The 14082-nt window shown below is 66.6% G+C and carries 7 protein-coding genes and 1 pseudogene; 7 read left to right on the top strand and 1 reads right to left on the bottom strand.

Going from position 1 to position 14082, the window contains the following annotated elements; translation table 11 throughout:
- The 4 genes and pseudogenes from FE782_RS32475 to FE782_RS29560 form a co-directional block, all read left to right on the top strand.
- Positions 1 to 274 (top strand): annotated as a pseudogene (locus tag FE782_RS32475) (hypothetical protein); the annotation flags it as partial.
- Positions 275 to 645: 371 nt separating this feature from the next.
- Positions 646 to 8883: a glycoside hydrolase family 94 protein gene (locus FE782_RS29570; RefSeq protein WP_138197954.1), complete on the top strand. Its 8238-nt coding sequence runs from the start codon at positions 646 to 648 to the stop codon at positions 8881 to 8883.
- Positions 8884 to 9008: 125 nt separating this feature from the next.
- Entirely contained in the window at positions 9009 to 9290 is a 282-nt protein-coding gene (locus FE782_RS29565) for a hypothetical protein (protein WP_138197953.1), read from the top strand.
- Between the two features lie 121 nt (positions 9291 to 9411).
- Positions 9412 to 9825: a zinc ribbon domain-containing protein gene (locus FE782_RS29560; RefSeq protein ID WP_138197952.1), complete on the top strand. Its 414-nt coding sequence runs from the start codon at positions 9412 to 9414 to the stop codon at positions 9823 to 9825.
- Positions 9826 to 10028: 203 nt separating this feature from the next.
- Here FE782_RS29560 and FE782_RS32675 read toward each other — a convergent pair whose 3' ends face one another.
- Complete coding sequence (locus FE782_RS32675) at positions 10029 to 10445, bottom strand: hypothetical protein (protein WP_202914638.1); 417 nt, start codon at positions 10443 to 10445, stop codon at positions 10029 to 10031.
- A gap of 224 nt (positions 10446 to 10669) precedes the next feature.
- Between FE782_RS32675 and FE782_RS29550 the strand changes: the two genes are divergently transcribed.
- The 3 genes from FE782_RS29550 to FE782_RS29540 all read left to right on the top strand — a co-directional run bounded on the left by FE782_RS29550 (position 10670) and on the right by FE782_RS29540 (position 14081).
- A complete protein-coding gene (locus FE782_RS29550; RefSeq protein WP_138197951.1) occupies positions 10670 to 11224 on the top strand; it encodes a hypothetical protein in 555 nt (184 codons plus the stop codon).
- 96 nt (positions 11225 to 11320) lie between these two features.
- Positions 11321 to 13423, top strand: coding sequence for a sensor histidine kinase (locus FE782_RS29545; protein ID WP_138197950.1), 2103 nt, complete (start codon positions 11321 to 11323; stop codon positions 13421 to 13423).
- Positions 13383 to 14081, top strand: a complete 699-nt coding sequence (locus FE782_RS29540; protein ID WP_138197949.1) for a response regulator — start codon at positions 13383 to 13385, stop codon at positions 14079 to 14081. The genes FE782_RS29545 and FE782_RS29540 overlap by 41 nt, the downstream gene beginning before the upstream one ends.
- Position 14082: the final 1 nt, after the last annotated feature.

Raw genomic sequence — 14082 nt, 5'->3', positions numbered from 1 at the left:
CGAAGAGGCGTTCCCGGACGCGGCGGCGGCGGCGCAATTCGCGGACCCGCGGGCGCTCGTCGTGCCGGAGGCGCGGGCGGCGATTCCGCCGGAGGCGCTGACGAGCGCGACGACGGCGCTGGCCGGCTCGATCTCGTTCCTGTTCTGGGTTTCGATTCTCATTCCGCTCGTCGGCTTGATTTTCGTCTTTATGCTAGGCAAGGCGAGAATGGAACTGCCGACGTCGAAGGGGCAAGGCGAGGAACCGCCTGCGCCGGTACCGATCGGCCACTGATGCAAGAAGGGCTCCGACGAGGCGTCGGGGCCCTTCTTCGCGTCTGCGCAAAAAGTAGAGAACAAGAATGTTCCCTATTTTCGATTTTCTGCTCCATAGAGGGCGAATAGGGAACAGGAAAGTTCGCTATTCCTCCGGAAAGCCCCCGTTTCAGGCGGGAACCTGCTTTCAAGGACTCGCGATGAAAATAAGGGACTATCCTATTCCCTAATGCATTCCAAGGGGCGAGAGAGAGACCCGATTCGGCGTCGCGCTTGCAGTTTTCGCTACCCTTCGACGATTTTTTTCTCTCTGGATGTCATAAAAATCTTCCAAATGAGGAATGGTAATGAAGTTCACTATTTTACCATCATGCTCGTTTGGAGGTCTGCATGTTTTTGAATGACGAACAAATGAGGCAAGAATCGCATAAGCTCGCGCTACAACACGACCCCTTCATGAAGCGTACGTCGTCCGCACGGCTTTGGGGCAGTATCGAAGCCGACCTGGATCGCCTGCGCGATTTCGTCAAAGCATTGCATGAAGATCGCGGCACATGCACGCAGCCGGCCGAAGAATGGCTGCTCGATCACGCGGAGTTCATCGAGGCGGAGGCGTTCGCGATCAAGGAAGAGCGCTCCTCCACGCTCGTTCGGAAGCTGCCGTACAACGCCAAGAGCGGTCAATTGCGAGTATCGTCCATCTGCGACGATTATCTGGAACATACCGACGGGCAATGGAACGAGGAATCGTTCGTCGCCTACGTCAATTCGTATCAAGAGGTTTCCGTGCTGACGATCGCGGAGGCCTGGTCGCTGACGCTGTTTCTGAAGATCGAGGTCATCCGCCGGCTGGCGGCGCTGATGGAGACGGTGCGCGAGCGAAGACAAATTTGCAAGCTGGTCGAACGGGTGCTCGGCGGCATCAAGCCGTCGGAGCTGACGGCGGAGCGGCTGAAGCGGGCGCTCGAAGACGCGGGCCAGCAGATGCCGCTCTCCGGCGCGATGACGGTGCATCTCGTACAGCATCTGCGCGAGCATGCCGAGGATATGGCGAATGTGGGCGAATGGCTCGTGTGCAAGTTGGAAAACGGGCCCGACAGCCTCGACTCCATCCTCTCGTACGAGTTCCAGCTGCAGGCGGCGTACCAGGTGACCACCGGCAATCTGATGGGCAGCCTGCGGAAGCTGTCGCGCCTGCGGGGCAGCGACTTGTTCGAGCGCCTCTGCCTCGTAGACCATACGCTGCGCGAGGAGCGGGCGGGGGACTACCCTCGCCTCGACGACGGGAGCCGGGATACGCTGCGGCGCCGCGTCGAGAAGCTCGCCCGTCGGATGCGCGTGCCGGAAAACCTCGTCGCCTCGCAGGCGGTTCAGCTCGCGAACGCCGCGTACGAGGAGGAAGCGCCGACGGCTGCGACGGGCGCGCGCGCCCGCCGGACGAACGCCGCTTATTACTTGCTGGAGGCGGACGGCGTCGCGGCGCTGCGCGAAGCGCTCAAGGCGTGCGGCAAGACGGGCGCCCTGCCGGAAAACCGGCTGCAGCGGCGCCCGACGCGTACGTACTTCCAGCTGTTGGGCGCCTGCTTCGCGGGTCTGATGCTCGTCTTCGCGGCCTGGGTCGGATTCGGCGGCGGGGGCCGCTGGACGGCGCTCGGCTGGATCGCCGCGCTGGCGGCGCTTCTGCTTCCGGCGAGCGAATGGGCGGTCGCCGCGGCGCACTGGGTGATCGAGCGCGCGAAGCGTCCGATCCGCCTGCTGCGCTACGACTTCTCGCGCGGCGTGCCCGCGGATGCGACGACGATGGTCGTCATCCCGGTCATCTGGTCGTCGATCGAGGAAGTGCGGTCGATCGCCGACCGGTTGGAGATGCATTATCTCGCGAACCGCGACCCGAACATCCACTTCGCGATTCTGAGCGATTTCAAGGACGCCGACGCGGAGGAGACGCCGACGGATCGTCTCGTCGTTCAGGCGGCGAAGGCGGAAATCGAACGATTGAACGAGTCGTACCCGGAGACGACGTTCCACCTGTTCCACCGCCGCCGCGTTCGGAACGACGTCGAACGGACGTGGATGGGCTGGGAGCGGAAGCGCGGCAAGCTGGTCGAGTTCGTGGAGCTGCTGAAGGGGCGCCGCGACACGACCTACGCGACCGTTCAGGGCGACGCTTCCGTGTTAGGCCGCATCAAGTACGTCATTACGCTGGACGCGGATACGCAGCTGCCGCTCGAGAGCGCGAAGCGGATGATCGGGGCGATGCACCTGCCGTACAATCGCCCGCGCCTCAACCGAGCGGGCACGCGCGTCGTCGAAGGGTACGGCGTGCTGCAGCCGCGCATCGGCATGAGCCACGAGAGCGTACAGCGCTCCCGCTTGGCGGCGCTGTGGTCCGGCGAGCCGGGCATCGATCCGTACGCCTTCGCCGTGTCCGATCCGTATCAGGACGCGATGGGGCAAGGCATCTTCACGGGCAAGGGGATCTTCGATCTCGACGCGTTCCATGCCGTGCTGTGCGATCGCATCCCGGAAAATCGCGTGCTCAGCCACGACCTGCTCGAAGGCGGCTTCCTGCGCGCCGGCCTGTTGTCGGACATCGAGCTGATCGACGATCATCCGGCGACGTTCCGCGCGCATCAGAAGCGGCAGCACCGCTGGGTGCGCGGCGACTGGCAGCTGCTGCCGTGGCTCCGCGCCAAGGGACCGGACAGGCGCGGCGCGCCTGCGCCGATCGATCTGTCGGCGCTGACGCGCTGGCAGATCGTCGATAACCTGCGGCGCAGCCTCGTCTCGCCGGCGCTGATGGCGATCCTGCTGCTGGCGCCGGCGCTGCCCGGACCGGCGATCCGTTGGTACGCGGTCGTCTTCGCGACGCTGCTGCTGCCCGTGGCGCGGCAGCTGCTCGCCCCGGTCGCGCTTGTCCAGAGGCCCCGCAGCCTCGCCGTCTCGTTCGGACACGCGGCGGTCGCGCTGCTGACGCTGCCGTTCCAGGCGGCGCTCATGGCGGATGCGATCGCGCGCACGCTGCACCGGCTGTACGTGTCGAAGCGGTGCCTGCTCGAGTGGGTCAGCCAAGCCGAGGTCGAGCGCAGCAGCGGCGCGAAGGGGGCGCCGGCGCTCGTCGGCTTCGCCGGCGGCGCCGCGCTCGCGCTGCTCGTCGCGGCGTCGGCGCTGACGACGCTCGGCGGCGTCGAAGTGACGAACGGCGTCGTCGCGGCGATCGGCGTCCTGCTGGCCGCGATCTGGCTGGCGGCGCCGCTCGCCGTACGTTGGCTCGACCGGCCGGCGAAGCTGGAGACGGAAGCCTTTACCCAACAGGAAGAGGCCGAGCTGCGCGCGTTATCGCAGGACATCTGGACGTTCTACGAACACTTCGTTACGGCGGAGGACCATTACCTGCCGCCGGACAACGTGCAGATCGAGCCGGCCAACGGCGTCGCGCACCGCACGTCCCCGACGAATATCGGGCTGTATATGACGTGCGCGGTCGCGGCGCGCGATTTCGGCTTCATCGATACCGAAGGGCTCGTGGAGCGGCTGGAACGAACGGTGGACACGATCGAACGGATGGAGAAGTGGGAGGGCCATCTCTACAACTGGTACGACACGACGACGCTCGCGCCGCTGCACCCGGTGTACGTGTCGACGGTCGACTCCGGCAACTTCGTCGCGTGCTTGATGGCGGTCCGCCAAGGGCTGGTCGAATGGCTGCAGGCGGAGGTCGCCGGGGGCGGCGAAGGCCCGAGCGAGACCGGCGCGCGGGGCCGAGGGCGGGACGAATTCCAAGTGGCGTTCGCCGAAGAGCTCGCGCCGCGCGCGAGAGGGCGGCATCCGCGGACCGGAGTGGCGGAGCGGGGCGGACGACTCGCGGCGCGTCTCGACGCGCTCGTGCACAAGACGAACTTCCGTCCGCTGTTCGACACGAAGTCGAATTTGTTCTCGCTCGGCTACCACGTGACGCGGCAGGAGCGGGATACGGTGCTGTACGACCTGATGGCGTCGGAGGCGCGGCAGGCGAGCTTCGTCGCGATCGCGCTCGGCCAAGTGTCCGTCTCGCACTGGAACGCGCTCGGACGGACGATGACGAAGGCGGGCGGCCGTCCGGTGCTGTTGTCGTGGTCCGGCACGATGTTCGAATATTTGATGCCGTGGCTGCTCATGCGCACGTACCGGAACACGGTGTGGGACAGCACGTACCGCGCCGTCGTCGACCGGCAGATCGAATACGCGAAGCAGCGGGACGTGCCGTTCGGCATTTCCGAATCGGGCTTCTTCGCGTACGATCACCAGCTGAACTATCAATACCGCGCGTTCGGCGTGCCCGGGCTCGGCTTCAAGCGCGGGCTCGAGGAGGATCTGGTGCTCGCGCCGTACGCTACGATCATGGCGCTGCCGTGGGCGAAGCGGGAGGGGATGCGGTCGCTGCAACGGATGGCGTCGCTCGGCACCCGCGGCAAGTACGGGTATTACGAGGCGATGGACTTTACGCCGGAGCGCATGCCCGAGGGCAAGAAGCACATGGTCGTGCAGAGCTTCATGGCGCATCATCAGGGGATGGCGTTCCTGACGTTGTCCAACCTGTTGTTGGAAAGGACGATGATCGACCGCTTCCACCGCGACAAGGAAGTGCGCGCCGCCGAGCTGCTGCTGCAAGAGCGGCTGCCGGCGAAGCCGGCGCTCATCAAGCACCCGGAGCTGCGCCGGGTGCACGAGCCGCACGAGCGGATGGCGCCGGATCCGGCGGAGGTGCGGGAGTTTACGACCGCGCAGACGCGGGTGCCGGAAGCGGCCGTGCTGTCGAACGGCAAGTACTCGGTCGTCGTGACGAACGCCGGCGGGGGCTTCAGCCGCTTCGAGGGCGTCGCGGTCACCCGTTGGAGGGAAGACCCGGTGCGCGACCCTTGGGGTAGCTACGTCTACATTCGCGACGTCGAAGCGGACAAGCTGTGGTCGGCGGGCTATCAGCCGTGCCGGACGGCGCCCGACGAGATGCTGGTCTCTTTCGAGCTGGAGCGGGCGACGTTCTCGCGGAAAGACGGCGCCGTCCGGACGACGCTGGAGGTATGCGTGTCGCCGGAGGTGAACGCGGAGGTGCGCCGGCTGACGCTTACGAACGACGGCGACGCGCCGAAGGTGCTCGAGGTGACGACGTTCGCGGAGCTGTCGCTCGCTTCGCCGATCGCGGACGACGCGCATCCGGCCTTCAGCAAGCTGTTCGTGCGCACGGCGTTCGACGAGGACGCGTCTTGCCTCGTCGCCGGCCGGCGTCCGCGCGAATCGAAGGATAAGACGCTGTGGGCGGCGCATACGCTCGCGGCGGACGGATCGGCGATCGGGCCGGCCGAATACGAGACCGACCGGGCCGCGTTCGTCGGCCGCGGCAGCGGCTTGGCGGAGCCGCAGTCGATTCGGCGGCGGCTCGGCGGGAAGGCGGGCTCTGTGGCCGACCCGGCGTTCGTCATGCGGCGGCGCGTGCGCGTCGATGCGGGGAAGTCGGTGCAGCTGTTCGCCGTCACCGCGGTCGCGGACACCCGAGACGCCGCGACCGGCGTCGTCATGCGGCTCGCGAACGCGATCGAGGCGGAGCGCGCGTTCCAGATGGCATGGAACCGGACCCGCATCGAGCTGCGGAACTTGAACCTGTCGCATAAGGAAGCCGTTGGCTTCCAGAAGTTCGCCGGCCAAGTGCTGTATACGCCGCCGCTGCGCGGCGAGCGGGAAGCGCATATCGCGCGGAACGCGAAGGGGCAGTCGGGGCTGTGGGCGTACGGCGTCTCCGGCGACCGTCCGGTCGTCCTGACGACGATCGACAACCGGAGCCATCTGCCGTTCGTGCTGAAGCTGCTGACGGGGCACGAATATTTGCGCCGGCTCGGCCTGTCGTTCGATCTCGTGCTGCTGAACGAATCCGACGGCGGGTATTATCAGGACTTGCAGGACGCGCTGCAGCGCGCCGTCGAGCACGGCGTCGACCGGTTCGGCGCCGGCGCGGCAGGCATTCACGTCATCCCGGCGAACTCGATTCCCGACGAGGACCGCACGCTGCTGTTTTCCGTCGCGCGGGTCATTCTGAAGGCGGGCGGACCGAGCCTCGCCGCGCAGCTGCGGCTGCCGCGGCGGGACGAGCGCGGCGCTTGGCCGCCGAAGCTGGAGACGGTTGCCCTGCCGGAGGAGCGCTCCGTCGGGTCGCCGATCGACGCGAGGGAAGCGGAATGGCGGTTCGCCAACGGCTGGGGCGGCTTCTCGGCCGACGGCAAGTCGTACCGGCTGCTGCTGAAGAGCGGCAATCCCTTGCCGGCGCCGTGGATCAACGTCATCGCCAATCCGACCTTCGGCTTTCTCGTCTCCGAGCTCGGTACGGGTTATACGTGGTGGCGGAACAGCCGGGAGTGCAAGCTGACGCCGTGGTCGAACGATCCGGTGCTCGACCCGCCGACGGAGCTCGGGTATCTTCGGGACGAGGAGAGGGGAGACAGCTGGACCGTCGCGCCGGCCGGCGCCGAAGGGGAATCGTACGCCGTCGAGCACGGCCGCGGGTATACGCGGTTCGAGCACGCGCGTCATGGGGTGCGCCATGAGCTGACCCTGTTCGTGCCGCTCGAAGACCCGGTGAAGATCATGAAGCTTCGCGTCCGCAACGACGGCGCCGCGCCGCGCCGCCTGTCGCTGACGTATTACGCCGAGTGGGTGCTCGGCGTGCAGCGGCCGGCGAACGCGTCGTACATCGCGACGGCGTGGAACGCGGAGGCGCGCATCTTGACGGCGCGGAATACGTATCAGGAGACGTTCCGCGAGGCGACGGGGTTTTTGGGCATTTTCGGGAACGAAGACGATGTCTCGGAGCTCTCCTGGACGGGCGATCAACTCGAGTTTATCGGACGCAATCGGGACGCGTCGATGCCGGCGGCCATGGAACGCGAGCGGCTGTCCTGCCGAACGGGCGTGCATTACGCCTCTTGCGGGGCCGTCCGGCGGACCTTCGCGCTGGCGCCGGGCGAGGAGCGGGAGTTGTACGTCCTGCTCGGCTGCGGGGCGTCGGAGGAGGAAGCGGCGAACCTTGCGGCGAAGTACGCGGACGCCGCCGTCTGCGGACGGGCGTATGCCGAGGCGGAAGCGTTCTGGGAGCGGACGCTCGGCCAAACGCAAGTGTCTACGCCGTCCCCGGAAACCGACGTGATGATGAACGGCTGGCTGCTGTACCAGTCGCTCGCGTGCCGCATGTGGGCGCGGACCGCCTTCTACCAGGCGGGCGGGGCATACGGCTTCCGCGACCAGCTGCAGGATTCGCTCGCGATGCTGCATACGATGCCGGAGCTGACGCGCCGCCAAGTGCTCATTCACGCGGCGCATCAATACGAAGAGGGCGACGTGCAGCACTGGTGGCACGAGGAGACGGAGCGGGGCATCCGGACACTGTTTTCGGACGACCTGCTGTGGCTTCCGTACGTGACGTCCCGATACGTCGAGCATACGGGCGACGAGACGCTGTTCGAGGAGACGGCGCCGTACCTGACGAGCGATGCGCTCCGCGAGGGCGAGCATGAGCGCTACGAGGAGACGCGGCGCTCCGGCAACGTCGGCACCGTGTACGATCACTGCGTGCGCGCGATCGATAAGGCGCTGTCGCGCATCGGCGAGCATGGGCTGCCGCTCATCGGCGTCGGCGATTGGAACGACGGCATGAACCTCGTCGGCGACGAAGGCCGCGGCGAGAGCGTCTGGCTCGGCTGGTTTCTCTGCGACGTGCTGCGCCGGTTCGAGCCGATCGCCGAGGCGCGCGGGGAGCCCGACCGGGCCGCGGCGTATCGCGACGCCCGCGGCAAGTTCGCCGAGGCGCTGCACGCGCACGGCTGGGACGGGCAGTGGTACCGCCGGGCATTCACCGACGCGGGGACGTGGCTCGGCTCGATCGAGAACGCCGAGTGCCGCATCGACGCCATCGCGCAGTCGTGGTCGGTCATCTCCGGCGCCGCGCCGAAGGAGCGGGCGCTGCAGGCGATGGCGTCGTTCGACCGCGAGCTCGTCGATCGGGAGCTGTCCGTCGTGCGGCTGCTGACGCCGGCGTTCGACCGGACGGAGCCGAGCCCGGGATATATTCAAGGCTATCCGCCCGGCATCCGGGAGAACGGCGCCCAATACACGCACGGCGTTCTCTGGGGCATTATGGCGTGGGCGCAGCTCGGCCAAGGGGATAAGGCGTTCGAGCTGTTCCATATGCTTAACCCGATCAACCATACCCGCACCGAGCAGGAGGTGCGCCGATACGTCGGCGAGCCGTACGCCGTGGCGGCCGACGTCTACACCGCGGCTCCTCACGAGGGTCATGCCGGCTGGACGTGGTACACCGGCGCGGCGGGATGGATGTATCAGATCGGGCTGGAGTGGATCTTGGGCTTGCGCCGCAGAGCCGACCGGCTGTACATCGATCCGTGCCTGCCCTCCGATTGGCCGGGGTACTCGGCGACGTACCGGTTCGGCGGTACGCGGTACGCGATCGCCGTCCGCCGGCCGGACGCCTCTGGGGCGGCGCCCCGGCTGCGGATCGACGGCGCGGACGTCGATCGCGCGGACGCGGCGTACGTCGAGCTGCGGGACGACGGCGCGGAGCACTTGGTGGAAGTAACGATATAGCGGTGTGTGTTGGAGAGCCCCCGGCCGGCGACGGACGGGGGCTCTCTTCGCGTCTTGTCCGCACATGAGACAACTCCCTTCGGTAATACACTGTATGGAGCATATCGTGTGGAGGAGGAACGACGTTGGCTGCATGCGATCCATGGAAATACACGAACGTCACGGGGGAAGTGTTCCGGACGCTTCGATCGTTGGCACAGAAGGAAGGGTTCCATATCCCGAACGCGCCTTCCGGCGAATTTTCGATTCGCAAGGGCGGCATGAGCCTCAATTTTCACTATTCATGGAATCAGAATAACGGAGGATTGACAATCACCTGTTTGAAAAAGCCGTCGTTGATCGGCTGCCCGATGGTCAAGGGCATCGCCGATCAAATTTTGCGGCAGAGCGGAGGGCGTCCGGCTTGAAGCGTCGGACGACCGGTTCGGCGCGCTTCCTCCGAGCCGCCTCCGCCTCCGGACGGATTGACAACGGCCCGCCGCCCTTCCGATAATGAGGGGAGAAGGTCGGGAGGAGGAAGATCGATCGATGGATCTGTTGAAGAAGTTGAAGTCCGGCGCGTCCAAGGCGGCCGACGTCGCGCAGCAGACGGTCGAGATGACGAAGCTCGCCGCGCAAATTACGGTGCGCAAGCGCGAGATCGAGAAATATATGACGCTGATCGGTCAAGAAGTGTACGAAGCTCGCGCGGCCGGCGATCCGTCGCTCGCGGAGGCGCGGGTCGAGGAGTGGTGCAGCGCCGTCAGCGGCTTGAAGCAGGACATCGCTACGCTGGAGCGCCAGATGCGGTACGTCCGCAACGAGAAGACGTGCTCCTGCGGCAAGGCGGTGCCGGGCGACGCGAACTATTGCCCGGCCTGCGGCCGCCCGCAGGACCTCGACGCCTCCCAGGAGGTCATCAACATCGACGCGACCGGCGTCGCCGACAACCGCGAAGCGTAACGCGCGCAGCAGCCAGCCGCCCGGCCTCTTTGGCCGGACGGCTGGTTTTTTGTTGCGGCCGGCCGTAGAGGTAGCGCTGTAAGCGCAAAAATGCGCGTATCCGCAGGACTCGCCGGAGCGGTCACCCCTCCGGCGAGCCCGCAACAGAAAATAGCCTGTAGACTCCGTCCCCAACGAGCGCGCGTCTACAGGCTATGATTCAACTACCACTTGTAATACTTCTCCCATATTTTCTTAGAATCCGTGTGGCCGTCGTCGTTTCCCCAGCAATCTTCCCACCAGTCGTCCCACTTGTCGTCATCCCACCAGTCGTCGTCCTTGCCGCCGCCCCCGTGGTCCCGCCAGTCATCGTCCTTGCCGCCGCCCTTCCCGCCGCCACGGTCGTTGCCGCGATCCTTGTCCTTCCCGTCGTCGTTCTTGCCGCCGCCGCCGTTTCCGTTGTTTCCGCCGTGGCCATAGTCCTTCTTGAACAGGGAAAAGAGGTCATCGAAAAACGAGCCGAAGGTAAGAACTTTACTCGAGGGTAAGGGCTTGGAGTCGGTAGACGCAAGCGCGGCCGAAGGGGATAGAAGGCAACTGAGCAAGGCGATGAGACAGATCGTTTTTTTGACTACGCTCAAAATCACGCACCTCTCGTTCGTTATTAACTACAAATTCGTTCATTATTAAGAATAGTATGTTCTCGTAAGGAAGTAAATGATTTGTTTCCGAATGTTTTCCTGCCGAACCGACGCAGGTTCCCGGCCGCCGGGACGCCGTCCCCATGACGGCGGGACGCGGCGGTTGCTATGCTGAGAAAGCGTTCCGCCACAGTGGAACGCAACGAGAGGAGAGGACATTCGCGATGAATACGGAACAAGTGACGAAGGCGCTGGGGCTGCTCGCGCTGCTCGGCGGGGCGGCTAGAATCGGGATGGCGCCGAGCGCGGCGATTTGGGGCGTGGACAGCGGACCGGAGCTCGCGTTCGGGCTCGTCGCATGCTTGCTGATGGGGATCGGCATCTTCGGCGTGCATCTGCATCAGTCGCACCGAGCCGGAATCCTCGGCTTCGTCTCCGTCGTGCTGATCTCGATCAGCAGTACGTTGACGGCCGCGCTCGTCTGGACGACGATGCTCGGGGCGACGGCGGCGAACGGCTTCGACGTAGGCGCGATGCAAACCGTCAATTCGCTGACGGCGCTCGTCGGGATGATCGGCTTCGCCGCGGCGACGGCGCGGGCGCGCGTGTACCCGATCTGGACGCTCGCGCTCTACCTGGCGTTCCCGGCGCTGTCGTTCGTCCCGGTCGTCACGGATTGGTCGACGGTGCCGTGGGGACTCAGCTACGTCGGACTCGGGTATTACGCGTTAACCGGGAAGACGAAGAAGCAAGCGGGGCGTTTCCAAGCGGCGGCATGAGAAAATGGCGGGGGATCGCGTCCGAACCGGATACGATCCCTCGTTTTCTTGATATAATGGGTCGCAAAAGGTCCGCGAGAAGGCGGGGGGCAACACATGCAAAGATGGTGGTTGTACGGGCTTCGCTTCGCGTGGTGGGTCGTCCTCGGCATGGCGCTCGTCGTCTTCGTCTTGTCGCGCTGGGAAGGGTATTCCGCGCTTCAGACGCCGTGCGGGCCGGCGGAGGCGGAGCGCTGCGCGCATCCGCTCCTGCTGACGGAGGACGGGGCGCGCGACCTGGAGCGGTACGGATTGTCCGCGCCGTTCTACGGAGGGCTGCTCATTGCGTTCACGACGATCGCGAACATGTCGTATTTGCTGGTCGGCGCGGTCGTCTACCGGTACCGCCGCCGGGACCCGTACGGGATCGCCGTGTCGATGTTTCTGATCGTGGTCGGCACGATCTTCACTGCATACGAACCGGCGCTGGCGTCGGTGCCGGCGGCGCTGCTCTTTTTCCATATGCTCAATAACGTCGGCTCGTTCTACTTGCCCTTCCTATACGCCTTCCCGGACGGGACGTTCGCGCCGCGGTGGACGCTCGCGCCGAGCGCCGTCTGGGTCGCCGCGCAGGCTTATCGGTTCTTGGATCCGGAGACGTGGTCGCGGCTGAATTGGGATCCCGTCTTCATGACGCTGCTCGTGGCGGCGACCCATGGACCGCTGCTCTATGCCGTCGCCCGCCGGTACAAGCGCGCCGCGACCGCGGCGGAGCGGCGCCGGTGGACGTGGTTTCTGGCCGGGGTCGGCAGCTACGTCGGGTTCGGTCTGCTGACGGCGCTGCCGTACGTGCTGCAGGACGGACTGCTGCAGTTGGTCGTGCAGGTCGGCTTTTTCGCGGGGCTGTTGTTCTGGCCGTTCGCGTTCGGCGCCGGCGCGCTCGAACGCGCCGGCGAGCAGGAGCATGCGTCGCTGCAGAAGGCGGTGTTCGTGACGGTGCTCGGCTTCGTCGTCGTGCTGCTGTACGCCGTCGCCGTCGGCGCGTTCGGCGCGCTGCTGCGGGAGCGGGATCCGCTGACGTCGATGATCGCCACGGGCGTAGTCGCGGCGTCGTTCCATCCGCTCTATACGCGGCTGCGTCGAGGCGCGAACCGGCTCGTCTACGGCGAGCCGGAGAGTCCGTACGAGACGATGAGCCGGCTCGTGGAGCGGCTCGAGGGAGCGGCGTCGCGACCGTCCGCGATGTGGGCCGCCGTCGCGGAAGGCGTCGCGGCGTCGCTCCGGCTGCCGTACGCGGCGATCGCGCTGCGGCGTCCGACCGGGGAAGAGTACGAGCGGGCGGAATACGGAAGCCGCGGCCGCGAAGGGCTGCGGATCGAGGAGCTTCCGCTGACGTGGAACGGGGAGACGCTCGGCGCGTTGGAGCTCGGAGCGACCGGGCCGCGGCCGCGAATGACGCCGGAAACCGAAGCGCTGCTTCGCCATCTCGGGCGGCAGGCGAGCGCGGCCGCCTATACGGCGCGGCTGGCGGAGGAGGTGTCCGCGTCGCGGGAGCGGATCGTGACCGCGCGGGAGGAGGAGCGCCGCCGGCTCGGGCGGGATTTGCACGACGGGCTCGGCGCGGAGCTCGCCGGCGCGCTGCTGCGCATCGACGCGATCGCCGACCGGTTCGAAGGAGATCCCGACCTGCGGGATCGATTCGCGGACGCGCAGCGGGGCATCGCGGACGCGATCCGCGAGGTGCGGCGGCTCGCGTATTCGCTGCGGCCGCCGACGCTCGACGAATTCGGGCTGGCGTTCGCCGTGCGGGAGCTGGCGCTGCGCTGCGAGCAGCCGTCGCTGCGCGTCGAGGTCGAGGCGCCGGAGCTGCTGCCGCCGATGACGGCCGCCGCGGAGACGGCGGCGTACCGCATCGTGCAGGAGGCGCTCGCGAACGCGCTCCGGCACGCCGGCGCAGGCCGCGTGACGATCGCGCTTCGGTGGCGGGACGGCCTGGAATTGACGATCGAGGACGACGGGCGCGGCCTGGACGCCGCGCCGCGCGCCGCAGGGGTCGGCATCCGTTCGATGCGGGAGCGCGCGGAGGAGTTGGGCGGCGCGTTCGAGCTGACGGCGGGCCGCGGGGGCAGGGGGACGCGGGTGCGCGTCGTTTTGCCCGATCGGAAGGAGAGATACGGCGATGAGGAAAACGGAGAACGGCGCGATCGACCAAGGGAATGACAAGATCTCGATCCTGCTGGCGGACGACCATCCGGTATATCTGGAAGGATTGGCGATGATCGTGGGCGGGGTGCCCGACTTCGACATCGTCGGCGCGGCGAAGTCCGGCCGGGAGGCGGTCGAGCTCGCGGAGGCGCTGCAGCCGGACGTCGTCCTGATGGACGTGCATATGCCGGACGGGAACGGGATCGACTCGACGCGGGACATCATGAAGGCGAGCCCGCATATCGCGGTGCTCATGCTGACGATGCTGGAAGACGACGCGACCGTCTTCTCCGCGATGCGCGCGGGCGCCCGCGGATACTTGCTCAAGGGAGCTCGGGGGCGGGAGATCGTCCGGGCGATTTATGCCGCGGCGGACGGCGAATCGATTTTCGGCGCGGCGCTGGCGAGGCGGATGATGTATTATTTCGAGTCGTTCCGTCCGCCCGAGGCGGAGGCCGACGCGTTCCCGCAGCTGACGGCCCGCGAGAAGGAGGTGCTCGCCCTTATCGCGCAAGGACGCAGCAACGCCGAGATCGGCGGTCTGCTCGGCCTTGCGCCGAAGACGGTGCGCAATCACGTCTCCAACGTGTTGAACAAGCTGCAGGTGGCCGACCGGTCGCGGGCGATCGTCGTCGCGCGCGAGTCGGGCCTCGGCGGCGCGGGCAAAACGTAGA

The sequence above is a fragment of the Paenibacillus antri genome, from assembly GCF_005765165.1.
GTDB classification, from domain to species: domain Bacteria; phylum Bacillota; class Bacilli; order Paenibacillales; family YIM-B00363; genus Paenibacillus_AE; species Paenibacillus_AE antri.
The sequence above is the reverse complement of the archived record's forward strand: the minus strand, read 5'-3'. Positions and strand labels throughout refer to the sequence as shown.